A 24,608-nucleotide genomic window follows, 5' to 3' on the forward strand; every position below is an offset into this window, starting at 1 on the left:
ATCGGCCCTAGCAAATCCGAGGCAAGGGATCGCCCATCGGCCACTCAATAATTCGTTCAGAACCAAAGCGCGTTTGCAAAATCACCACTGGTGGATCCGCCTTGGTCACATGGCCCACCAAACAGGCCTCCCGCCCTTCCGGCAGCATTTGCATGGCCATCAGGGCCCGAGCTGCAAATTCCCCCGGAACTACCGCCACCAACAGACCTTCGTTAGCCATGTGCAAAGGATCGAGACCCAACACTTCGCAGGCGGCGGCCACGGGCGGCCGCACGGGCAACGCCGCCTCTTCGAGCACCATGCTGACGCGGCTGGTTTGGGCAAATTCATTCAGCACGGCCGCCACACCGCCCCGAGTGGCATCGCGCATGGCCCGCACGGTGGGACAAGCTTCACAGAGGGCCGCCGCCAGATCATGCAGGGGCTGGCAATCGCTGGTGATGTCCGCTTCGAGGGCCAAGTCTCCTCGGGCTAACAAAATAGCCGTGCCATGGTCGCCCATGGGGCCACTGAGCAGAATGGCATCACCCGGTTGCAGGTAGCGCGGCCCGGGCACTTGGTTCGATCGCGCCACACCCACCCCGGCGGTGTTGATATAAATCTGGTCACCTTTGCCCCGAGGTACAACCTTTGTGTCGCCGGCCACCACCTTGACACGGGCCGTGTCGGCGGCCAGTTTCATGCTCTGGGCAATGCGGCGTAGCAGGGCGATCGGGGTGCCCTCTTCAATGATGAACCCACAGGAGAGATAGAGCGGCTGGGCCCCGGTCACGGCCAAATCATTCACCGTGCCATTGATGGCCAGGCTGCCGATGTCGCCGCCGGGAAAAAACAGCGGATCCACCACGAAGGAATCGGTGGTGAAGGCCAACCGATCGCCCCGGGCCATGAACAGGGCTAAGTCCAGCCGCGCACTGTCATCCAGCGCATTGAGGGTATCGCTGCGAAAGGTTTCTAGGAAAATATCAGTGATCAGGTTATGGGTGGCCCGGCCGCCGCTGCCGTGGGCCAGGGTGATGTAGCCTTCGTCGCTCGATCGGGTGCGGTGCTGGGGCTGTTGAAACTCGAGCACGTTAGATGGGGGGGTGGCGAGGGAATCGGACGGATGATTAGAAGAAGCCATAGCATCAGGAGGTGAGGGCGAAAATCACGGCGATCGGGCCAATGCAGCTATCGGGCCAATTCTGATTGCAGCGGGGGGCGGGCGGACGCTTCGGCAAATCTGCGGGGTGCAGCTATGGGCGATCGGGGGCCCCCGTGACCGTATTTGTAATAGGCAGCGCAGGCCCCTTCGGAGGAAACCATGCAAGCGCCTAGGGGATGGTCAGGGGTGCAACCGCGCCCAAAAGCACTGCATTCCCAGGGTTTGAGCTTGCCCTGCAAAATGAGGCCACATTGGCAAACGGGTGAATCCTCACTGGCTTGGCTGGGTAGGCAATAGCGCTGTTCTGCATCAAAGGCCGCAAAGGCCGGAGCGATCGCCAAACCCGATCGGGGCAAGGATCCCAAACCGCGCCACTCAAATTGCTCTCGCACCGTGAATACCTGGGCCAGGGCGGCCAGGGCTGGGCTGTTGCCCTCGGGCTTCACCAGCCGGTGATATTGGTTTTCCACGGCACAGCGCCCTTCAACCAACTGCAACAGCAACATCCAAATCGATTGGAGCAGGTCGATCGGTTCAAAGCCTCCCACCACCACCGGTTTCTGATAGCGATCGACCACCGCTTGATAGGGATCAGTGCCAATCACGGCGCTCACATGGCCGGGGCCAATGAACCCATCCAAACGCAAGCCGCTGGCCTGGAGCAGAAATTCCAGAGCCGGGACAACGAGCACATGGTTGCAAAAGACGCTGAAGTTGGCTTGCTGGGCGCGGGCCGCCGCCAGGATGGTCATGGCCACGGCGGGAGCGGTGGTTTCAAAGCCCAACCCAAAAAAGACCACGGGCCGATCGGGATTGGTTTGGGCTAAGGTCAGCGCATCGAGGGGTGAATAGACCACGCGCACATCGGCCCCTCGGGCCTTGGCCTGCATTAGGCTGCCCCGCGCCCCGGGCACTCGCAGGGCATCGCCAAAGGTGGCAAAGATCATGCCCGGTTGTTCTGCTAGGGCGATCGCATCGTCAATTCGGCCCCGAGGCATGATGCACACGGGACAGCCGGGCCCATGGATCAGCTCCACGGTTTCCGGCAGCAGGGCTTCGAGGCCATGTTTAAAGATGGTGTGGGTCTGGCCGCCGCAGACTTCCATCAGGGCCACGGGGCGATCGAGTCGTTGCGCTAAATGGGCAATTTCCCGCACCCACCCCGCCACCGACGCGGGATCACGAAATTCCGTCACAAACTTCATCGTAAACTCCTGAAACGGCTCTTCAAACGGCTTTTGGGTAATGACTGCTTCAGCAAATGACTTCTTGAAATGACTTCTTAAGGCACAGTTTCTGGAACAAGGTTTGAGACAGGCAGACTGGATCGCGCGGGAACTGAATCACGCGGGAACTGGATCGCGCGGGAACTGAATCACGCGGGCGTTGTCAGGCGATCGATCCAAGTCAGGGTTTCCGTGGCTGCGGCCACATCTAACTCTTCCAAGGCAAAACCCGCGTGAACCACCACCCAGCGCCCCACCCACTGCTCGATCGGGCGATCGGGCGTGACCAAACAGGCCAAGCTGACCGATCGCCGAACACCGCTCAAATCAACCGTGGCTAGCTGTTGATCTCCACTGACAATGGCCACTACTTGGCCCGGAACCGCTAAACACATCCTGAAACCTCTCAATAACTCCTAAGGGCTGGCGTTGAATGGCTTGTGATATGGCTTGTGATTTTGATGGCTTGTGATTTGAATGGCTCGTGATTCCCGGTGATTCCCATTGGCGACCAGCACAGGATCACCGAGACCCTAAACATGGCCCAACTGGAGCCAAGCGGCGGCGATCGCCGTTTGCCCCAACGCCAAGCCCCCATCGTTTACGGGAACCTGTTGCGGCAACAGCAACGGATCGTGCAGATTGCTGGCCATCAGGGCGGCTTCCAAACACTGCAACAACAGCCGATTTTGGAAGACTCCACCACCACAGGCGATCGCCCCAAAGTGCAATCCCTGCTGCTTCAAGGTTTGGGCCGCTTGCACCAAAGCCTGGGCCAAGCCGCGATGGAACCGCAGGGCCATCACCGCCTCGGGCAGCCCCAGGGCCCGATCCAAAATCAGGGCTTCCCAAAGGGCTTGGGGATGCAGCCACAGCAGCGATTCCGATCGCAGCTCGATCGGGTAGGCCTGCTGATCTTGATCCCAAGCTTGGCGGGCTAGGTTTTCGAGGGCGATCGCCGCTTGCCCTTCATAGCTCAAGCAGTCGGGCGCACAGCCCAAAAAGGCCGCCACCGCATCAAACAGCCGTCCGCAGGATGAAGACCAAGGGCTGTTGAAACCCGTTTGGGCCATGCCCGTCAGCAGATTCAGTGGCTTTTGAGCAAACCACTTTTCGGAGTCCACCCGATCGAGCAGGCCCGTGGCGTGGAACTGGGCGTATAGATTGCGCCAAGGCTCCTGAGCAGCGCGGTTGCCCCCCAGTAACCGTGCCGGCCACAGGGCCCCGACTCGGTGATATTGCTCGTAGGTTGTCCACAGCAGCTCGCCGCCCCAAACCGTGCCATCGCTGCCCCAACCGAATCCATCCAGGGCAATGCCCAACACGGGCGGGCGATCGAATCCCCATTGGTTGTCGGCCAAGCAGGCGGCAATGTGGGCATGGTGGTGCTGAATGCGCAACAACGGCACTTCCAAGGCCTTGGCCAAGGATTCACCCACTTTCACGGCTTGGCCATCTGGGTGCAAGTCCACGGCGATCGCGCTGGGGCGGTGGTCAAACAAGTTGCGCAAGTCCGCGATCGCGGTGCTGTAGGCCTGGAGGCAGGCGGGCGAGTCCAAATCTCCAAGGTGAGGCGAAAGGATCGCTTGTCCGTCCCGCGAGAGGCAAATGGTGTTTTTCAGATCGCTGCCCAGGGCCAAGATCGGCGGGCTGTTGGTGAGGCCCGGCGGCAGGTTAATGGAACTGGGAGCGTAGCCGCGCGATCGGCGAATCACCTGCACCGAAGTGGGCAACACCCGCACCACCGAATCGTCCACCCGATTCAGGATCGATCGGTTGTGGAGCAAAAAAGCATCGGCGATCGACTGCAACTGCAGATGGGCTTCATGGTTGTCAATGCATTGGGGATTGCCGGCCCGGTTGCCGCTGGTCAGCACAATGGGCCGATCCACCGCGCTCATCAGGAGATGGTGCAGGGGAGAGTAGGGCAACATCACCCCCGCCTCTGTCATGTCAGGAGCCACCGACGGGGCCAAATAGTGGGGATCGCGGATCGTGAGCAGCACGATCGGGGCAGCCCCCCCCAAGAGGAGCGATCGCTCGTGATCACTGACTACGCAAAACTGCCGCACGGACTCCAAATTGCGGGCCATCACCGCTAAAGGCTTGTGGGGGCGATGTTTGCGGGCCCGCAGCCGTTGCACCACGGCTTCCTGGGTGGCATCGCAGGCTAAGTGGATGCCGCCCAAGCCTTTGATGGCCACGATCGCTCCCTGGCGAATGGCTTCCGCCGCCTGGGCGATCGCCTGCTCATCCTTCACAATCGGCCGTTGCTGGCTGGGTCGCTCAAACCAAATGCGCGGCCCGCATTCCGGGCAGGCCGTGGGCTGGGCATGGAAGCGGCGATCGCCCGGATTATCGTAATCGCGCTGGCAGTCGGGACAGAGCTGAAACCCCACCATGCTGGTGCGCACCCGATCGTAGGGCAGGGAGCGAATGACCGTCAGCCGCGGCCCGCAATGGGTGCAGTTCACGAAGGGATAGTGATAGTACCGACTGTCGGGATCGTGCAAATCCCGCAGACAGGCGGCACAGGTAGCCGTGTCCGGCGCAATTTGGGTGCGCACCGGGCCCGACTGGCTCTCCAAAATCCGAAAAGACAAGGGCGATCGCCCCAGGAGTTCCGCCGAGGACAAATCCAGGGCTTGGCTGCGATGGGAAACCGGCAAGGGAGCCGATCGAGACACGATCGGGGTTGGGGGTTGCAGCGGCGTATATAACGCGGGCCCCGGATCCGCATCATCCACCACCACCGGCACGATCGGCCCCAGGGGAGTTGTGGGCGGTTCCGTCGGTTCCAAGGGCCGCAACCGATCGATGGCCGGCTCCAAGAGTTCCGCCAGCTCCTCTGCCAAGGAGTTGGAAAGTTCTGGATCCAGGGGCTGATGTAAGTCTTGAGCTAAATCTTGGCCTAGACCGTGATCCAACCGATTGGCATCTAACTTGGGATCCGACGGGCCATGGTTCAAATCTTGATCGCTGGGCCCCACCCGATCGCCCAATCGCCGATCTGAGATGCCAGGACGGACATCAGGACGGATGCCAGAACGCGCCCCCCAATCGCCCGATGGTTCGCTGGGAGCAGCCGTGGGTGAGCTATCAAACAACTGATCCAAGCGCGATCGAGACAGGGAATCGCTGGCGGGGGCTGCGGCTCCGTTGCCATCAACGGCCAAACGGGGATCATCCCAATTGCCCCGATCGCCTAAATCCGTCTGATCCGCGCCGGAATGCCCATTCAACTCAGTCCGCACCGGATCGACCTGATCCAACGGCCCAGCGCTCTCGGATTCCGCGCCATGCTCAGGGTCGATCGGGGACGGCCGCTCACCTTCGGGGCCCCTGTCTAACCAGCGCGATCGGCCATGGTTGCCCGCTTCCCCTTGCCCCACGCTTGATCCTTCCCGAGGATCCATCGCCATCACTTCTCCGTAGGTTTTCCCAGCCTGCCGCTCGATCGTGCCGTCATCGGCAACCGCCACGGTACTCCATGGGGCCGGCTGCGCGGTTTCCGCCGTCACCACCGACCCCTCCGCCAGCGACTCCGCCACTGGATCATCGGTATAGCTGGAGCGATGTTCTGGTCGCAAATGCAAAGGGCAGCGGGGGCCCTGAAGTTGGTTCTCGGTTGATTGCCCTTGGTGACTGTGGGCCCGGGTGGCCTGGCGATTGCGCTGGATTTCCATCGCCGTTTGTTGCCCCAGGGCGATCGAATGTTCATCCCAAGTGAGATCGTCGGATCCAGACTCGAAGGTCGCTGTGAACCTGGATGGCCCGGTGGGCAAGCTTGTTAGCCGCTCTGTCGCGGATTCGGTTGCTGATTCTGCGGGTAATTGCTCAGGTAATTGCTCAGGGGCCGCCAGCTTGCCCAATGCACCAGATTCCGACGGAGAAACAGCAGGCAGGTTGCCACTCGACGATGGCAGTCCTGGCTCCATCAATTCCGACAGGGCGATCGGGGTTCGGATCAGCGTATCAATGCGGGAAAGGGGCGGTTTTTCCTGATAAAGCCGTTGTAAAAAAACATCAATTTGATCCGGATATCCCGCAATCCGAATCACCACGCCAACTCCATCATTCGCCACCGATCCCATCAGTCCACATTCGATCGCTAGTCGATAAACCGTGGGACGAAAGCCGACTCCTTGGACAACGCCAACGACCCGAATTTCTTCGGCTCTCATCGTCAACGATTGCTCGTCTTGAGTGCTGGCCATGGCATATTCTCCCAAAGGAGCGGCATCAAACATACAGGTTTACTTAGGTTGGTTTCCTTAGCAGGGACTAGGAACCAGGTTCAAAGGCTCAAAATTCCCTATGTCAGATGTAGCGCGTTTGCCATGAAAATAGAGGAATCTTTTTGTTTTTTTAGCTTTTACTATCAGCAATCTTTAGAAACCTCTGTGTTTTTTAAAGATCATCAACAATGGTTCTTGAATCCGGATTCGATTAAAGGTTCAAATCCATACTCGAATTTCTTGGATCTTTAAGAAAGATTTAATGTTTGAATTATTTTTTAGAAGGGTCTTAGGTCTGATCTGGGTAGATTTTGAGTGTATTTTCAGTATATTTCAGATCCCCTGTCTATGTGTTGTAAAGATTACGTAGTATTTTTGCAAAAATGGTCGCAAAAATAACAAAGAAGTGTTTTATAAATGGTTCAAAAGAAACTTAAAGATGCTTTGGAGATAATTTGAAAAATATTTAGAAACGATCTAAAAAATTCACTTCTTGAATCAACTTGAAGCGTAATGTGTTGAAGAATAAAGTGAAAAAATCAGAAAACAGTCTGACCTGCTGCCTGCTAGGTTTTACGAGGAACTCAAAAAAATTTATACCTCGATCTGAACTTCGACTTAGAAATGAAATTCAAACAAGTTTGTACTGTTATCTAGATTTGAATGGCGGCAATTACTTTCAGCTCTCAGGGGATGTCTGAAAGGCCTAAACGGCTACCTTGCGGGTCTCACCAACTGACGAAGACAAGGGGCTTGAGCATCTTGTTCCCCACGATCCGCTAACGGTAGATCTAGGGCTTCGGGCTAAACGACGACATGCCCTAAGCCCCTTTCCCCGACGATGATGATTGCTTGAGCTGTGCCGAAAATCACTCTTCAGATATCTGAAGAGATACAGCCTTTACCTAAAATAATTGGCACGCCATATCACAGATACCATGAGGCAACGGCTCGGTGGGCAGTGCCCACCCTACGGGCTTCAGATATTCCTTCAAACATCCTTTCAAATACTCTTTCAAATATTTCCTGCAACCCTTCGTGATGCTGATATCCAGTTGCCTAATCCCAAAGGCGACGACCCCAACGGCCGCTGAGTCGATCGTGGGTGTCTTGCAACAGGTCGGGAATGTTTAATTGTTCGGGGCAACGGGGCAAGCAATCCCCACATTCTGTGCAGCGATCGCCCCGTTGTCCTGGAAACCAATGTCCAGCATTTTCAAACATGCCGTAGCGGTAGCGCCCAAAGTCCACCATTTTGAAAGCCACCGCCAGATTACGCAGCCGCAACACCTCTGGAATTTGAATTTCCTCGGGACAGGGCAAGCAGGCATAGCATTGGGCACAACGATCGGTTTCGAGGGCCGCAATTTGGTGTCGATCGAGCCGATTAAAAATTGCCTGCTCTTCCGCGCTGAGGGGTTCGGTGCGCTCAATCCAGGGTTCGATCGCCCCCAACTCTTCCACCTTGGCGGGGCCCACGCTCAGGGTGGTGATCCCCGGTTGGGCCAGCAGCCAACGGTAACCGGCTCCCAAGGGCGACAGGGGCGCACAGAGTTGGCTCAAGGTGGGCGGCGGGGTGTAGAGCTGTCCCCCTTTGTCGGCGGGAGAAATGATGAAAATGCCCAAATCCCGATCGAGGGCCGCTTGAATAGCGGGGGCATTGCGTTGAAAAAAGTAGTTGAAATGTAAATTGACAAACTCAAATTGATCGGTGGCAATGGTCTGCAAAATCAAAGCCAAGGGCCCATGGGTGGAAAATCCCAAGTGGCGAATTCGACCATCGGCTAGGGCCCGATGCAACGCGGCCATTCCCGATTGTTGGTCTTGAATCCAATCCAAATGTTCTGGCAGATTCACCCCATGAATGGCTAGGCAATCTAAATAGGGCGTTTGCAGGCGTTCCAGGGATTCGGTCAGTTGCCGATCGATCTCTTCTGGGCTGCCGGTGGGTAATAGTTTGCTGGTGAGAATGACTCGATCGCGCGGCACAATTCCTTGGGCGATCGCCTGACCGACAAAAACTTCGCTGGCTCCATAACCCCGAGCGGTTTCAAAATGGTTAATTCCCAGCTCGATCGCCCGAGCAAACACTTCGGCCGCCTGCTCGGCAGAATCCAAACACCGCATTGTCCCCAAGGAAAAGACGGATAGTTGGAGATTGGTTTTGCCAAATCGTCGATATTGCATGAGCCAGCTTGCGTGAGCCATAAAAATGGGCGGAATTGAATCCGCCCACCCCGTGTAATTTTTGGATGGGTCAGAGTTCCTAACCCGATCGCCCGTTTAGCTGTTCAAGATCTTGGGCACTTTGAAGAAATCTTCATCGCGATCGGGCGCACATCCTAACAGACCTTCCCGATCGGTGTAGCGATCGAGTTGATCAGGGCGCATCACGTTATTCACATCGATCGCCCGGGTGGTGGGTTCCACATCGGTCACGTCCAACTCGCTCAACTGTTCCACATAGGTCAGGATGTTGTTGAGTTGGGCGGCGAATTTTTCCTCCTCTTCAGCAGTCAGTTGAATTCGCGCCAAATGGGCAACCTTGCGAACTTCGTCCAAACTGAGGCTCATAGCAGCTCTAATTGCGATGGTTTGCTTGTTGAAAGGTCAATTTCCAGGATCTCAACAGATCAAGCAATTGAATCCTAAGTGGCAATACTAGGCGATCGCCCTCGGGCCTGTCGTCATTACCTGGGATTCAAAGGATTAGCCCAGATCATGAGACCTCTTTTCCGAAAATTCCTCTGCTCAAGATCGGCTGATCAACAATCATCTTGTAGGTTGGGTTGAGGTACGAAACCCAACAACAGCAGGGTTCGTAGTAATCGAGTTGGGTTTCCCAAAGCTCAATCCAACCTACCGGAGAACCAAGCATTTGAGCGCCTTGTCAGTCAATCAGCAATCTGGTAGAGGAATTTAGGATTAGGATTTTGATTGATACAAGAGGTCTATCGACTCAGGAATCAATCTAGATCTCAACTCGAAAATGAGCATCCAATCGATTGAAAAACGATGGGGAAATCAACCTAGAAGAAGATATCCATGTTCGATCGACCGGTAGTTTTTAACCAGTTTTGGGCCTCGATGTAGTTGTTGGGTGCTAAGCGGATGGCCCGCTTCCAATATTCCGCTGCCTTGTCGAACCAACGCTCGGCTGCTTCATCTTCACCGCTGGCTTGGGCTTGCTCGCCGTTGTAGTGATAAATCACGGCGATGTTATTCAAGGCCTGGGGCATTCGCGGATTCTGATCAAGGGCTTGGTGATAGTAATCAACGGCTTTGTCCCGTTCGCCATTGCTGGCAAAAATCAAAGCCATGTTATACAGGATGAAGCTGCGATCGTAGGGATCTTCTTCTAGGTTCAGCGCTTCTTCGTAGTTTTGCAAGGCTTCTGCATATTCACCTTCGCCTTGGGCAGACATGCCATCTCGGTAATAAACAAAAGCTTCTTTCGCTTTTTTGTTGGTGGGCAGCACTTTCAGAATCAAGTCCGCCATCACCGTAAAGGTTTTGTCAATAAAATTGTCGTTTTTTTGAGTTCGAGGCATGGGTCAAGCTGCTTTTGAAGCCAAAATAGGGAACGATTGCTGATGGAGTCTGCTCCATAGCTTAACGCCATGGGTTGCCGCATTGCGCGGTAGGGGGATGATTCGTTGCCATGGAGTTGTCGGAGTTTCAATTGGCGCTCGATCGGGGACGGCGTGACTTTCCTTGGGTGAGTCTGGAAGGGCAATGTTTGCGAAAGCTGTCGTTGGTGGGGCTGTCCCTGCGCCAAGCCAAGCTCGATCGGGCTGATTTGAGCGAAACGGATTGCAGCGGGGCCACGTTGCTGAAGGTGTCGGCCACGGAAAGCCAATGGCGTGCGGCCCGGCTCGATCGAGTCAATGCCCAGAAGGCGAATTTTAGCGGAGCCAGCTTTGTCAATGCCCAACTGTTGGCGGCCCAACTGCAAGGGGCAGATTTGTCGGCGGCTGACTTTCGGCAGGCAAATTTGCGGGGGGCGAACCTAACCGGCGCAATTTTGACCGGGGCTTGTTTTGCGGCCGCAGACTTGACCGACGCGATCTTCGACTGGGACTCGGAACCGATCGCCCAAGGGGATTTCACCGCCGCCACCATGCCCGATGGACAACCCTTCAGCGCCGATTGGCAACCGGGCCCCGTCGATCCCTTGCCCCAAGCGCAACCGACCACCGATCGAGCGATCGATGCAGGGCGATCGAATCCTGTCGATCGCGCCGTGACCGAGGCGATCGAACCCACCGATGCAACAACGAACGCACCCCCACCCGATCGGCCCCATCGCTATTTGTTGAGCAATCCCAACTTTGCCGTTCCCAACGCCGGCCCGCCGCCGCCGCCGCCCAAACCCGCGAACCTCTGGGAAGCCGGCCAGCGCCTACCGTTGCCATTGTTAACCCTCTGGCTTTTGGGTTATGCGCTCTGGGGCAGCAGCCTTGCCGTTTTGGATCCACCGCCCCACAGTTGGTTGCTGCTGGCCTGTAGTTCCTTGGCGGGGATGGCGGGGTTGCAATGGGGTTTTTTGGCCCTAACCGGCGGGGCCATGGCAATCGTTCTGGCGGTTCCGCTGCCTCAGCAGGTATTGAGCATTCTGCTAGGTGGGGCCACCGGGTTAACCGTTGGCCTGCTCACCAAATTTTTGATGCATGTTTCCTGGAGCGGGGCCCTGCGCAACGCGCTGTTGGCCTTGGCTTCCGCTGTCACGGTCATTAATTTGGCATTGGGGGTTGTCTGGCTGGGCATGGTGGGAGCCTTGGCCTTCACCTTTTCCGCCATGCCCCTTTGGACAATCATGGTTGAGCAAAATTTGTCCCAAACCCAACGCCTGTTGGTGATGGCGGGAGTGGCCACCTTGGGCGTGGCGATCGGGCGCTGGGTTGCCTAGGGGCGACTCTCTAGCCGCGATCGCGTAGTTTGATCGCTTGATCGCCTAGTTTGATTGTTCGATCGCCCAGTGCGGTCGCCTAGCCGTGATCGCCCAGTGTAGTCGCCTAGCCGCGATCGCCTAGTTACGATCGCCTAGTGCAGTTGTTCCCAGGTGCGAGCCACCACATCACTCAGCCAGCGCCGGGACTCGCCATCCAGCAAGTTATCATCCGCCAGCACTTCCGCCGTCAGATCTTCCAAGGATTGGCCCTTGGCCCGGGCCGCCGCGATCGCCACGGTGATGGCATCCGCGATCGAATCGATCAACCCTTCACCTGAGGGGATTAACTCCGCCCGTCGGGGGCGCGGCTGGCCATAAGTTGGATTAAACGCATTCACAACCGAAACTCCGAATCGAAAAGGTGTGTTGAGCGGGGAGCGATCGGGAAGTTTATTTCCCAAGGACAGCAAGCGAAACTGCAACGGGCAACGAGCACTGGGTCCCACAGATTTGTCCGGTTTTGGGTTGGCAAGGGCAGGCGCGATCGGGAAGAGATAACCCAATTTCGGGTAGCCATCTCATGTAGCAATCTCGCTGAAACCCCCATCCAACCCCAGTCAAAACCCAATTCAATTGGTCATCCTGGGGACAGGCGAGGTCGGCCATTCGGTGGCGCAGTGGGGTAACCCATCAACCATCCGGCTTGATCAAGCTCGCCTGTCCCCAGACCACTTGCAGATCTAGGGAACCCGCAAGGTGTTCACAGACAGGTCAATACAGAACAGGTCAATACGGGCGGGGCAATTCCGAATCTTTAGGGAGCGATCCCGATGCGATCGTCCCTGCCAAGTCAGCCCTGTTAAGTCAGCTTAGGCAATTACTCTCGATATTTGTAAACTTCTGTAAAGTTTATTAATTATTTTGAGTAAACGGAAGGATAGCGCATTTCTTTCATCTGTCAAGGATATTTCCAGGATTGCTTAAGATCACAGGTGAAACCATCTCGCCTCCGGGGTTCGTGGCCGCTGAGCAGGGATCCGTCGCTTGGCTAGGGCCTCGGAAACACGCGATGATGGAAATGATCGCCAAAGCCTGAGATGCTTTTCAGGCGAGCTTTGCAGCGTCCACAGCACCCCAAGGGCTGAAAAACTTCACCCTAAAAAAGGAAACACTCCCGCTTTGGTTGCAAGTTTGTTGCAAAACGCTTCTTTTTACGCCCGTTTACGATTTGAGTAATCAGAACCCAATCCATGAAAGAACTGCTTTATCTGGAAGTGCCGACTCCGGAAGCCGCAACGGTGCTGAACTGGTTGCAGCAAGAGTTTATGGTTCCCAGCGGGGTGAAGGTAGCGGCTCCCACGGGGTTTCGCTGGCAACCGGCGGGCGATCGGGATGGGGAAACCGTGGCGGGTTGCGTTTGGTCTTTGCAGCGCACCACCTATCTCAAGCTGTTTCGGTGGAGCGATCGCCCGATCGCGGGGGAAGGGGCCTTGGTGCGGGCCCTGCGGCAACAGGTGGCCGAAAAATTCCCCACCACCTACCCAGAACTTCCTGAGATTGACTTAACAAAGAGCAATATTTTCGAGGCCCTTGCGCCCAAATATCCGCAAACCGCTAAGTATTTCCAACGGATGCCCAATGGTGAACGGGATTTGCTGCGGGCCTATTGGTGGGAAAAGCGCTGGCGGGAAGCGGTGCGGAATCCTCAGCAACATAAGCAGGTTATTTTTCAGGGCCAGACTTCTCAGGGCGCGACTTCTCAGGGCGCGACTTCTCAGGGGCAAAACCCCGACCCATTGCCGGCCATTACCTATGACTTGATCTACGTGGGCGGGGCCTTGGGGGTAATTCATGCGGCGATGATGGCGCGGTTGGGCTATCGGGTGTTGTTGCTGGAGCGGTTGCCCTTTGGCCGCATGAATCGGGAGTGGAATATTTCCCGGGAAGAGTTGCAAGTGCCGATCGACCTGGGCCTCTTCACGCCCGCTGAGGTGGAAGGATTGATCGCCACGGAATATCGCGATGGGTTTCACAAGTTTTTTGATGCCAACAATCCACCGCAAGCGCGGGCCAATGTGCTGCACACGCCGACGGTGCTAAATGTGGCGATCGCGGCCGATCGCATCATTCAGCTCTGTGGCCAAAAGCTGCGGGAAGCGGGCGGCGACATTTGGGACGAAACGGAATTTGAACGGGCGGACGTGATGGGCGATCGGATCACCATGACCGCCAAACACTTGCCCACGGGGGAAACTCGCCAAGTAGCCGGTCGGTTGCTGATTGATGCCATGGGCACGGCTTCCCCGATCGCCTGGCAACTGAACGGAACCCGCGCTTTCGATAGCGTTTGTCCCACGGTGGGGGCCGTGATTGCCAATGGGATTGATTGGCCGGTCTGGGATTTGGACTATGGCGACGTACTGTTCAGCCACGGGGACATTTCCCGTGGCCGGCAACTGATTTGGGAGCTGTTCCCCATTGGGGGCAAGGCCGTGACAGTTTATCTGTTCCACTACCACCAAGTTCACCCCGAAAATCCCGGTTCCCTGCTGGAAATGTATGAGGACTTTTTCAGCATCCTGCCGGAATATCGCCGCTGCGATTTGGATAAGCTGACCTGGGGCAAGGCCACCTTTGGCTATATTCCCGGTCACTTCAGCCAAAGCGAGGGCGAGCGGCGTGTCTCGTTCGATCGCCTCTTGGCTCTGGGGGATGCCGCTTCATTGCAATCTCCCTTGGTGTTCACCGGTTTTGGTTCCATGATTCGCAACTTGGGCCGGCTCACAGACCTGCTGGATACGGCCTTGAAACATGACTTGCTGACGGAACAGGACTTGGGTTCAATCCGGGCCTACCAAAGCAACGTGGCGGTTACTTGGATGTTCTCGAAGGGGATGATGGTTCCCACGGGTCGCACGCTGCCACCCCAGCGGGTGAATTCCATGCTGAACACCTTCTTTGGCCTGCTGGCCGATGCCGAAGAGGATGTGGCCGATCGCTTCATTAAGGATCGATTTGATTGGTGGTTGTTCAATCGCCTGGCCCTGAAGGCGGCGGTGCAAAATCCAATGCTGCTGTGGTGGATTTGGGATTCGGCGGGCCCTTGGGATCTGTGGCGCTGGATGGGCAGCTATCTTACCTTTACCCTGTCGAGCTTGGTGGCTTGGCTGCTGGGGTGGCTACCGGCGATCGCCCGCCGAATTCAGCCCTGGTTGGAGCAGCGCGCGCCGGGTCTGTGGTTGCGGGTGTTGGCCCGGTGCTATGCGATCGACCTCACTTGGGGGCAACGGGCCCGCGTGGCTCGCACGGTTCCCCGATCGCCCACGGAAGCGGTTTCCAGCAGCACGATCTAGGCCAGGAGTCGCCGGGCGATCGAAATAGGGTGATCATCCCATCTCGATCGCCCAATCCCATTGCAGTTATTAACACAGGCTTGCCCCACCGTTGGGATCGCGTACGATCGCCCATGAGCAGCGTTTGCATAAGAGATGCAATCCTATGGGTGAGATAAAACGAATCGGAGTGCTGACCAGCGGCGGAGATTGCGCAGGGCTAAATGCTGCCATTCGGGGTGTGGTGATGCGGGCTGCCAGCTACGGCTGGGAAGTGATGGGCATTCGCCACGGTACGGAAGGGCTAACCCGGCAGCCCACCGAAGCCCTGCTGCTGACACCGGACAAGGTTGAGCGGTGGTTAACCTTGGGGGGAACCCTGCTCGGAACCATTAACCGGGGCCAACCCTTTCAGGTGACCTTGCCCGATGGCACGATGCACGATCGCACCTTGGACTTTGCCAAGGGCTGTCGGGAGTTGGAGCTATCGGCCATTGTTGGCATTGGCGGTGATGGCAGCCTGAAAATTCTTCATGATCTGATGACGAAAGTGGGCGTGCCCTTTGTGGGGATTCCCAAAACGATCGATAACGATGTGGCCGCCACGGAACAATCGATCGGGTTTGACACAGCCGTGAACATTGCCACGGAAGCCCTCGATCGGCTCCACTTCACCGCCGCCAGCCACGATCGAGTCATGATCCTGGAAGTGATGGGGCGCGACGCGGGCCACATCGCCCTCCACGCCGGCATTGCGGGCGGGGCCCATGTGATTTTGATTCCCGAAATTCCTTACAAGCTGGAAGTGGTGTCCCAGGCCATTCGCGATCGCCAGGCCGCTGGCAAGGCCTTTTCCGTGGTGATTGTGTCCGAAGCGGTCTGCACCAGCGGCGGTGACGTGGTGACGCAAACCCAGGCCTTTGGGGAATGTCGCCTGGGGGGCATCGGGCAATATTTAGCCCAAGAGCTGGCCCAAAGCACTGGCGCTGAAACCCGCGTCACCGTGCTGGGCCATGTGCAGCGCGGTGGCGTACCCTCGCCGCTCGATCGATTGATTGCCTCGGCCTTTGGTGTGGAGGCGGTGGATCTGATTGCTCGGGGCGAGTTCGATCGGGTGGTGACTTGGCAACAGCGCCAGGTGGTGAGCGTGCCCGTACTGGAGGCCATTTCCCACTGCCGCATCGTTGACCCCAATGATACGCTGCTGAAAACCGCACGGGGCCTGGGGATTTGCCTCGGGGATTAGTAGGCAAGCCAGGACAAGAGGCGACATAGCAAAGGATTAACCAAAAGACCAACCAAAAGACAGAGGACACCCTAAAAAGACAAGGGGCTGAAGCCCCTTGCCCCCATCATCAATGGCACTGAGTCGGGATTGGAAAACTGAATCAAGAGGCTTTCAGAACCAGCCTCAAAACCAGTCCAGAAACCAGTCTTGAATCGATCTCAAAACCACAGACAATCTGACCAGGAAGGGGTGAACTGTACTGTTCCGGTCGTGACTCCATTGCTGGGCTGATCCAAGCGCGTAATGCGCTGCAAAATTTCTAAGTTGGTGGGATCTCGAAAGGTCGCAATTCCAATAAAAATTAGCCCCATCACCCAAAGCTGGCTGTTGTCCTTCGGTGGTGGCGTGGCATCCTTTAAGGTGCAGACTTTGACCTTCCCTTTTTTGGCCTTGGCGATCGCGGCGGCCTCGTCTTTGTCGGTAAAGTGGATTGCTTTGCAAGCGTCGGGCACTGAACCGTTGGGGACATAATAGGAGCCATCGGGCAATTCGACAACGTAACACATGCTCAATTCCCTGATCGATGATCCTGAAAGGATGGAAATTTTAGACAGCACAAATCCGCACAGCTTTTGATGAAGAAAGCTGCTTTGGGTTGACCCTCAAGGTCAAGTCAATTCAGTGCAAAATAGAGAGCGAGAAATGACGAAGACGGCGCATAACCATCCGTCTCGTTTCACGCCTTGTTTTGCATTCAAAAATTTGTACTAGTCATCTATCGAGAAAGCTTCAAAAAATTATGCAAACCTGACCTGATCGGGATCATCCGTTAGGTTTTGGGCCTCGCCAAGATCAACTAGCCGAGGGCATAGAGCCAGCCATCGCGCCCACTCAGATAGACCGTTCCATCCCAGACGATCGGGGTGGCCTCAAAGGAAGATCCCGGGGCAAAGTGCGCCAACAGAGTGACCTCCAAGCGAAACCACTGGCCCCGACCATTGGGCAAAGCGGCCGGGTCTTGGGACTGGGTGGGCAAAAAGCGCAACTGAAACAGCCGCACCCCGTCGTAGCTGGCGGCCACGAGGCGATCGCCCTCGGTGAAAATCGGGGTGGAAATGGTGGGGCCAATCCGGGTTTGAAAGGCCACGTAGGGCGAGTTGTGTGGCCCATCCCGCTGTGGCCCCCAGTGGGCCAGGCCGGTGGTGCGTAACTGGGAGCCAATGTAGAGGATTCCATCGATCGCTCCCGTGGCAAACAGGGGCGGCTGTCCCCGATCGCGATAGTCATCATTCAGGGCCGCTGAGCCGATAATTCCACCCTGCCAATCTTGGTAGCGTAAGGAGCCGGTGGGTAAAAACCATTCCACGGCCTCGGCGGGCGGCCTGGCCGGATTCAGTTTAAAAAGACCGCCGGGCCCGGATGTATATTGCCGCTCGATCGCGCAAAAGAGCTTGCCATCGCGGGAAACCACCGCCGTTCCGTCAATATCCGTACCGGTGAAGAAATCCCAGTCAATTTGCCGACTGTTCAGGTCAACGCCATAAATGTGACCGGAGCCAGCCGCCACAAACAACCGATCGCCCAGTCGCGACGGAGAAGATTCCGCCACCAGGTTGCCGCCATGGCGGGCCCCATCGCCCGGGGCATAGAACAGCAATTCCCCCGCGATCGCCGGTTGGGTGATGCCGTCCCGTTGGGTGACCGTGTTCAGCGCGGCCCCCAAAAAGGAACCAATCCCGTTTTCGCCCACATTAAACAGCAGCCCATTACGCAAATCGAGGGGGCTGCTGTCGTTGTCGCGGCTGTAGCTGGCGGTTTGGCGCACGTTCCACCGCCACAACTCTTGGCCCGTGCGAAAGGAAATGGCCCGCAAACTGGGAACCACCCGCGCCGTAAAGGGCACATTCACCCCCTGGCGACTGCCCTGAAGCACAATCACTTGATCGAGCGGTGGTGCGGTGCGATCGATGTAGATCGTGGCTGTTCCCTTCAGCACGTCGTCAAATCGATAGCGCCAAACCTCTTGCCAAGTTTGCAGGTCAATTTTGCGCAGGTGGTGGTCAAACGCGCCGATCAGCAGATAGTCTCGTCCCCGATCGCGCACGAGGGTGCATTGCCCCGTCCAGCCCGCACCGCTCCAAACCTCCAATCGCCGCCCAATCCTTGTTGGGCCGGATCCCAAAAAGAACTTGCGCCGTACCCCCAATCCCTGGGGAATGCCTCGGCCATAGAACCGGCGGGCTTGGTTACCCAAAAAGCTGGGAATCAGCAGTTCCACTTCGGCGCGGGGATCTTGGGCGGCGGCCAACTGTTCTTGGGCCAAGCGATCGGCCATCCGCAGGCGATCGGCCCAGGCGGCGGGTTGTCCAGGAATTAACGGCGCGGCCTCAGCCTGTTGCCGCAGCTCGCTGACCCGCTGGCCCATGGCGGCTCCCATGGATCCCAACAATCCCCCTTGGGCAATCCAGCGGGTGACGGTACGACGCGAGGGCACGATCGACTCCTGAAGCGAGGCCTAAAAATCAGCCCCATCATCGCAAGATTTCCAGGGTTTTTCAGCCTGCTGTGGAGAAATGGCCGATCGGGGAGGGCGATCGAACCGGGCTACACCGTCGCCGTGGATCGGGGCCCCGGGTGAATTGTGTTTTGAAGCTTGCTGGATCCGCAAATCGGCAGCTCAATGTAAAACTCCGTGCCCCAATCGGGACTGGACTGGCAAGTCAGCGCCCCGCCGTGCTGTTCCACAATCACTTGATAGCTAATGGACAGGCCCAAGCCCGTGCCTTTGCCCGTGGGTTTGGTGGTGAAAAACGGCTCAAAAATTTGATCGCGTACCTCCGGTGGCATTCCTGGGCCATTGTCTCGAAACCGAACAATCACCAATTGCTGATTCAACGTGGCCGTGGTGATTTCAATGCGGCTGGGATTTTGGCGCATTTCCGCAAGGGTTCGGCCCGCATCCCGCAGGTCGATCGCATCGATCGCATTCACCAACAAATTCATAAACACCTGATTCAGATGTCCCCCGTAGCATTCCACTAACGGCAATGGGCCATATTGCTTAATTACCTCAATGGCCAAGCGATCGGAGCGGCCCTTCAGCCGGTTTTGCAAAATAATTAATGTGCTATCAATGCCCTCATGTAAGTCAAACGTTTGCAACTCTGCTCGATCGATCCGAGAGAAAGTCCGCAACGATTGCACAATGTCCTGCACGCGCCGCGCACCCAACTGCATCGATTGAAAAGTCTTTGGCAAATCCTCAACCAAGAAATCCAGCTCTAACTCCTCTAAAGCTTCACGCAAGGTTGGCTCTGGGTCTGGATAGAACGTGTCAAACAAACTCATCGCCTTCAGCAGGCTTTGAACATATTCTTCCGCGTGGGTTAAGTTGCCCGCAATGAAGTTAATAGGATTGTTGATTTCGTGGGCTACCCCTGCCACCAACCCTCCCAGGCTTGACATTTTTTCCGTTTGAACGAGCTGGGTTTGGGTCTGTTTCAGTTGGCTGAGGGTTACTTCCAAGTCCTCCGTGCGCTCTGCCACCCGCTGTTCCAATTGCTCATTTGCCTGGTGAATTTCTAGAAATCTTTCCCGCAAACTTTCGGCCATTAACTGCCCATTGGTTGATAGTTGATCAAACTCCTGAACTGGGCTTTGTGGCCAATCCACATCTTGTTGATCATTCACGCGATCGGGCAGGTCTGTGGTGATTTTTGCCAAAATTTGCAAGGGCTTAACCAAGGCCTTGCTCACCCAATAGGCCGCCAGCATACTGCCATAGACCACCAACATCACAATCCCAAATCGCTGGTTATAGGCCACCTGTAAATCATCCATGTGGGGTTGCGCGGGGAATGAAATCCACAAATGCCAACCCAAATCGCCCGGCAGGATACTATCAAGCCAATAGGTGGACTGGCGAGCACGCACCATCGGCGGCCGAACGGGATCGTTGGTCAAAACCTGATAAAACTCGGTGCTGCCGGTTCCCAGTCGCCGCACCCAAACCTTCGGTTGCTTGAGATTAAAAACATCCTGCGGATCATAGGCGGGGTTCACACTGCCCATCACTTGCTGGTTTTCATTCACCAACACCGCGCCCACCGCCTGATCGTAAATTTTCACCGGACTCGTGAGCGCATCAATGAATCGATCGAACCGCAGATGGGCAATTAAAAATCCCGTGAACTCCAACCCCTGGGTTAAGGGCCGCACCAACCAAAGCTGATGCTCATCGCCAGTTTTGTCCTTCGGAATTGCCACAATTCGCCAGGCTTGAAGCTGATTGGGTTGACTTTCACGTAGCTCCAACTGCGATAGGGACTGAAGGCTGAGAGACACATCAGGATTATTGGTTGCCTGGGTCAGAAAACGTAGTTTGGAATCCAGCACCCAAAGACCATCAATCAGCACATTCTGTTCCAGGGCCGTGATTAACTGAGCTTCGGTCAGGGACTCCGCTTTGAGTTGGGAAAAATCCGTGGCTGTTTCCCAAATTTGTCGCTGCCAATTGCGAATTTGCTCAATGATTGGCGCACTTGCCAGTTGTAAATCTGTCCTGACCGATCGCTCCAAATCCACCAACATTCGGTTGGCATCCAGGGTGAAGAGCAACATAATCGGCAGCAACACAAAAGCTACCAAAATATCGTTCAAAACATCCCGCAATGGCCAGCGAACCGATTGAAACCTTTGTGGAAATCGCTGTCCTAAAAAAGAAAAAATTCCAAGGATGCCGCTGGCAATTAGAGCATTACAGACCCCATTCAGGGCTTGTTTCAGCAAAATGAGCTGCACCTGTAAAACGCCCACCTGCAACAGGGCCCCATAAAACAGAGCCACCAACAACGATCCCACCACCAGCCAATACAGACCATCCAGCAACAGCAAACTTTGGCGATGGCGCTGGCGAACCCACCCCACCAGGGCCGCTTCCACCGTGAAAATAATCATGGCGTAGGGGTGGCTCCAAAGCACCCAGGTATAGCTCCCGATCGCTGCCCCGGCAATGCCACCCCAAAGGGGCCCATAGAATCGTGCTGCCAGTAGAGCGGCCACACTCCCAAAGATAAAATCAACGCCTAAAAATAACTTTGCTCGGTAGTAGTTACCGAGTAAGCCCAAAATAATTAGCCCAATAAAGCAAACAATTTTGAGTCCTTGGGGATGAACCCCCTTTTTCGAAACTGTCATTTTGCCCATTGCTTGAGGAAAAATCTTATTGATCTACAGATATAGACTCAACCGGCACAGATTCCACAGATACAGACCCAATATGAATTTAATTTCATGGAACTGAGTTTGGGCCTCTTGGCGCGACGGACGAGACCGATCGCCCGCTGGGTTGCCGATCGGGTCGGGGAAGCCCGCTATGATGGAGAGGCTTAGAATTATGAAGTTTTTTTGCTAGAAACTTATCAATGGCCATTGCACCGAACCAAAACATCAGTTCCGGCTCCGACGCGATCGCACCCCAGGATCCGCCAACGGGGCGATCGCCTGGTCTGCGCTCGGCGATCGTTGAAAAGCTTTTCTTTGGCAACGAGCCAACCCCGGAACTGATTGCCATTTTGCTGGTGTATCTGGTGCAGGGCATTTTGGGACTGGCTCGTTTGGCCGTCAGTTTCTTTTTGAAGGATGAGTTGCACCTGAGTCCGGCGGAAGTGGCGGCCCTGATGGGGGTTGTGGCCATTCCCTGGATGGTGAAACCGCTGTTTGGGTTCATGTCTGACGGGTTGCCTATTTTCGGCTACCGGCGGCGACCCTACCTCATTCTCTCGGGCATTGGCGGGGCCCTGGCTTGGGTGGCGATGGCCACGGTGGTGCATACGGGCTGGACGGCCATGCTGGCCATTGCCCTGTCTTCCCTGTCCGTGGCCGTCAGCGATGTGATTGCCGATTCTTTGGTGGTGGAACGGGCCCGCAATGAGTCCACGGGCACGGCCGGATCGCTGCAATCCCTTTGCTGGGGGGTTTCGGCGCTGGGGGGCTTGTTGACGGCCTATCTCAGCGGCGTGTTGTTGGAGCAGTTCAGCGCCCAAACGGTGTTTTGGATGACCTCCATGTTTCCGCTGCTGGTTTGCTTTGGGGCCTTTGCGATCCACGAAGCGCCTTTAACCACTCGCCCAGACCTGAGCGTGGTTCAACAGCAGGCACGGGATTTGTGGCAAGCAGTTTCCCAAAAGGCGATTTGGCTGCCCACGTTGTTTCTGTTTCTCTGGCAGGCCACGCCCTCATCGGATACGGCGTTTTTCTACTTCACCACCAACGAGTTGCAGTTTCCGCCAGAGTTTTTGGGGCGGGTGCGACTGGTGACCAGTGTGGCGGCCTTGATTGGGGTTTGGGCATTCCAGCGGTTCTTCAAAACCGTGCCTTTCCGCAAGATTTTCCTCTGGAGCACGTTGGCTTCCACGGCGTTGGGAATGACAACGCTGCTGTTGGTTACCCATGCCAACCGGGCTTTGGGCATTGATGACCGCTGGTTTAGCTTGGGCGATAGCCTGATTTTGACTGTGGCGGGGCAAATTACCTTCATGCCGGTGTTGGTGCTGTCGGCGCGGCTTTGTCCGCCGGGGGTGGAGGCGACGCTGTTTGCGCTGCTGATGTCGGTTTATAACCTGGCGGGGGCGGTGTCCAGTGAGTTTGGGGCCCTGCTGACCCATTGGTTGGGGGTGGATGAAACCCACTTCGATCGCTTGTGGTTGTTGGTGACGATCGCCAACTTGTCAACCCTGTTGCCGTTGCCGTTGGTGGGCTGGTTACCACAGGATGAGGCAACCGATGGCGCTGCCCAGCTATCGGAGTTGCCACCGGAGGTGACAGCCGTGAAACATCGGGAGCCAAACCTGGTGCCAACCTTTATGCCGGAGATGTCTCCGCAGCCCGATCGGCGCGATCGCTCCAAAGCTTAGGGGGCAAGTGGGTGATCTCCCCCCGATCGCCCGCTTGAGATTGAATCATCAAAGCCGTTCAAAGCCGTTGGGCAATTGGGACGATCGGGGCGATCGCAAAATCCACCACACCGCTTCTAGCAAATTAGCCGCCACAAAATCCGGCTGAGTCGCGTGTTGATAGTTGCCCGCCAACACCTGCTCCCCAAACCCCGTCGTCACCAAAATGCCCGTACAACCGGCATTCTTGGCCAGGTCAATGTCCGTTGCCTTGTCACCCACCATCACACTGCGCGACAAGTCCAAATCCCAATCCCAGGCGGCGGCGACCAGCATTCCGGTGTTGGGTTTGCGCCAGGTGCTGTAGCGGGTGAATTCGGGATCCTTACCGCCTTCGGGGCCGCTTAGGTATGGGCAGTAATAGAGCGCATCCAGCTTGGCTCCGGCTTCTTGATCGAGCAGGCGACAGAGCCGATCGTGCAGCGCGTCCACGTGGGATTGGGGATAGTAGCCCCGGGCCGGGCCGGCTTGGTTGGAAGCCAAACAGCAAAACCAGCCCGCCTCGTTCAGTTGGCGCACCGCTTGGGCCGTGCCGGGGATTAGGTGCAGGTCTTCGAGGCGGTGAATGTAGCCCGCCTCTTGGTTTAATACGCCGTCGCGATCGAGAAATACTGCCGGTCTAGACACCCAACTTCTCCAAAATGGCGCTGGGGGGAATGTCACTCATCCGATCGGTCGGGGACTTGATGGCCACGAAGCGATCGTCACCGGGCGGCAGCAGCTTGGTGGGATCGGTTGGGCCAAACAGGGCGATCGTGTACGTGCCCAGGGCCACGGAAATATGCATCGGGCCGCTGTCGCCACAGAGCATCACATTCGCCCCCGCTGTCATTGCTGCGAGCTGGCCAATGTTGTTGGGAGCCACCAGTTTCAGGCTCGGACAAGCGGTCTGCAACGTAGCCACAAAATCCGTATCATCGGGCCCCTTCACCAGCACGATCGGCAGTTCCGGCTTGGCCTGCTGCACCTTGGTCAACACCGCCTTCCAAGAGTCCACCGGATAGACCTTATCAAAGCCCTTCAGCTTGGCCATGGCGCTGGAACCGCCATGTACTAGTAAATAACCCTGGCCCTTGATGCCTAAGCGGGCTTGCTCTGCTTCAGCCCAGGCCAGTTCCTTTTGGGGCACTTGCAGTGACAGGGCAGGCCGGGGCGCTGTGATCCCAAAGCCGCGCACCAGGTCGTGGTAGAGATCGCCCGCGTATTGCTCCAGGTTCAGGGGCACGGGATCGGTCAAAAACATCTTGCCGCCGGCTGCATAGCCCACGCGTTTGGGAATCCCCGTCAGCCACAGCAGCAGCCCCACGGCCCACCGCCGCCCCAGCGACAGCACCGCGTCATATTCCCGATCGCGGATGGTGCCCAGCAGGTTGCCCCAGTCGGCGGGGCTGTTGCGATCCTTGAAGTCAAAGGCGATCGTGTCGCGCACCGACGCACAGACTTGGTAGGCCGCAACCGATCGCGGTTCCACCACCACGTCAATCTGTGCCTTGGGGTAAGTCTGCTTCAGTTGGGTCAGGGCGGGGAAAAATAAGATCTGGTCGCCAATGCCACCAGGTACGAGGGCGAGGATCTGCATCATAAAACTCGCGGGGT

The 24,608-nt window shown here is 56.6% G+C and carries 17 protein-coding genes and 1 pseudogene; 4 read left to right on the top strand and 14 right to left on the bottom strand.

The features are described from left to right. Positions 1–7 precede the first annotated feature (7 nt). The 8 genes and pseudogenes from hypE to H6G52_RS01500 all read right to left on the bottom strand — a co-directional run bounded on the left by hypE (position 8) and on the right by H6G52_RS01500 (position 10,159). Positions 8–1,123: a hydrogenase expression/formation protein HypE gene (hypE, locus tag H6G52_RS01470; RefSeq protein ID WP_190525948.1), complete on the bottom strand. Its 1,116-nt coding sequence runs from the start codon at positions 1,121–1,123 to the stop codon at positions 8–10. A 47-nt stretch (positions 1,124–1,170) separates the two neighbouring features. Further along, the gene (hypD, locus tag H6G52_RS01475; RefSeq protein ID WP_190525951.1) at positions 1,171–2,349 is read right to left on the bottom strand and encodes a hydrogenase formation protein HypD; all 1,179 of its coding nucleotides are present in this window, start codon (positions 2,347–2,349) and stop codon (positions 1,171–1,173) included. A gap of 170 nt (positions 2,350–2,519) precedes the next feature. Beyond that, positions 2,520–2,765 (bottom strand): HypC/HybG/HupF family hydrogenase formation chaperone, encoded by a 246-nt coding sequence (locus tag H6G52_RS01480; protein WP_190353934.1) that lies wholly within the window; start codon positions 2,763–2,765, stop codon positions 2,520–2,522. A 138-nt stretch (positions 2,766–2,903) separates the two neighbouring features. Beyond that, positions 2,904–6,308 carry a carbamoyltransferase HypF gene (gene hypF / locus H6G52_RS01485; protein ID WP_370567658.1) on the bottom strand — a complete coding sequence of 1,135 codons (3,405 nt, stop codon included), beginning with the start codon at positions 6,306–6,308 and terminating at the stop codon, positions 2,904–2,906. 18 nt (positions 6,309–6,326) lie between these two features. Next, positions 6,327–6,554: pseudogene (locus H6G52_RS18950) on the bottom strand (acylphosphatase); the annotation flags it as partial. Positions 6,555–7,667: 1,113 nt separating this feature from the next. Then, positions 7,668–8,795: an aldo/keto reductase gene (locus H6G52_RS01490; RefSeq protein ID WP_190526197.1), complete on the bottom strand. Its 1,128-nt coding sequence runs from the start codon at positions 8,793–8,795 to the stop codon at positions 7,668–7,670. A 96-nt stretch (positions 8,796–8,891) separates the two neighbouring features. Beyond that, a complete protein-coding gene (gene gatC, locus H6G52_RS01495) occupies positions 8,892–9,182 on the bottom strand; it encodes an Asp-tRNA(Asn)/Glu-tRNA(Gln) amidotransferase subunit GatC (protein WP_099533373.1) in 291 nt (96 codons plus the stop codon). A 455-nt stretch (positions 9,183–9,637) separates the two neighbouring features. Next, on the bottom strand, positions 9,638–10,159 hold the full coding sequence (locus H6G52_RS01500) for a photosystem I assembly protein Ycf3 (RefSeq protein ID WP_190525954.1): 522 nt from the start codon (positions 10,157–10,159) through the stop codon (positions 9,638–9,640). Positions 10,160–10,269: 110 nt separating this feature from the next. On the opposite strand from H6G52_RS01500, the gene H6G52_RS01505 reads away from it, so the two are divergent. Beyond that, positions 10,270–11,517, top strand: coding sequence for a pentapeptide repeat-containing protein (locus H6G52_RS01505; RefSeq protein WP_190525956.1), 1,248 nt, complete (start codon positions 10,270–10,272; stop codon positions 11,515–11,517). A 134-nt stretch (positions 11,518–11,651) separates the two neighbouring features. Here the strand turns inward: H6G52_RS01505 and H6G52_RS01510 are convergent, their stop codons facing one another. After that, positions 11,652–12,005 carry a hypothetical protein gene (locus H6G52_RS01510; protein WP_143473019.1) on the bottom strand — a complete coding sequence of 118 codons (354 nt, stop codon included), beginning with the start codon at positions 12,003–12,005 and terminating at the stop codon, positions 11,652–11,654. A 744-nt stretch (positions 12,006–12,749) separates the two neighbouring features. Between H6G52_RS01510 and H6G52_RS01515 the strand changes: the two genes are divergently transcribed. After that, positions 12,750–14,852: a flavin-dependent dehydrogenase gene (locus tag H6G52_RS01515; RefSeq protein WP_190525958.1), complete on the top strand. Its 2,103-nt coding sequence runs from the start codon at positions 12,750–12,752 to the stop codon at positions 14,850–14,852. A gap of 145 nt (positions 14,853–14,997) precedes the next feature. Continuing rightward, positions 14,998–16,077 (top strand): ATP-dependent 6-phosphofructokinase, encoded by a 1,080-nt coding sequence (locus H6G52_RS01520; RefSeq protein ID WP_190525960.1) that lies wholly within the window; start codon positions 14,998–15,000, stop codon positions 16,075–16,077. 200 nt (positions 16,078–16,277) lie between these two features. Here the strand turns inward: H6G52_RS01520 and H6G52_RS01525 are convergent, their stop codons facing one another. From H6G52_RS01525 to H6G52_RS01535, 3 genes are all read right to left on the bottom strand, one after another. Continuing rightward, on the bottom strand, positions 16,278–16,625 hold the full coding sequence (locus H6G52_RS01525; protein ID WP_190525962.1) for a hypothetical protein: 348 nt from the start codon (positions 16,623–16,625) through the stop codon (positions 16,278–16,280). A 290-nt stretch (positions 16,626–16,915) separates the two neighbouring features. Next, positions 16,916–18,553: a PQQ-binding-like beta-propeller repeat protein gene (locus H6G52_RS01530; protein ID WP_190525964.1), complete on the bottom strand. Its 1,638-nt coding sequence runs from the start codon at positions 18,551–18,553 to the stop codon at positions 16,916–16,918. A 110-nt stretch (positions 18,554–18,663) separates the two neighbouring features. Further along, positions 18,664–21,255 carry an ATP-binding protein gene (locus H6G52_RS01535; protein WP_190525965.1) on the bottom strand — a complete coding sequence of 864 codons (2,592 nt, stop codon included), beginning with the start codon at positions 21,253–21,255 and terminating at the stop codon, positions 18,664–18,666. A 227-nt stretch (positions 21,256–21,482) separates the two neighbouring features. Here H6G52_RS01535 and H6G52_RS01540 point away from each other — a divergent pair, with 227 nt between their 5' ends. Next, entirely contained in the window at positions 21,483–22,973 is a 1,491-nt protein-coding gene (locus H6G52_RS01540) for a folate/biopterin family MFS transporter (protein WP_190525968.1), read from the top strand. 48 nt (positions 22,974–23,021) lie between these two features. Here the strand turns inward: H6G52_RS01540 and H6G52_RS01545 are convergent, their stop codons facing one another. Then, positions 23,022–23,639 carry an HAD-IIIA family hydrolase gene (locus H6G52_RS01545; protein ID WP_190525970.1) on the bottom strand — a complete coding sequence of 206 codons (618 nt, stop codon included), beginning with the start codon at positions 23,637–23,639 and terminating at the stop codon, positions 23,022–23,024. Next, a complete protein-coding gene (locus H6G52_RS01550; RefSeq protein WP_190526199.1) occupies positions 23,632–24,591 on the bottom strand; it encodes a glycosyltransferase family 9 protein in 960 nt (319 codons plus the stop codon). The genes H6G52_RS01545 and H6G52_RS01550 overlap by 8 nt, the downstream gene beginning before the upstream one ends. Positions 24,592–24,608 lie beyond the last annotated feature (17 nt).

This window comes from Limnothrix sp. FACHB-881 (genome assembly GCF_014698135.1).
Taxonomy (GTDB): Bacteria; Cyanobacteriota; Cyanobacteriia; order CACIAM-69d; family CACIAM-69d; genus CACIAM-69d.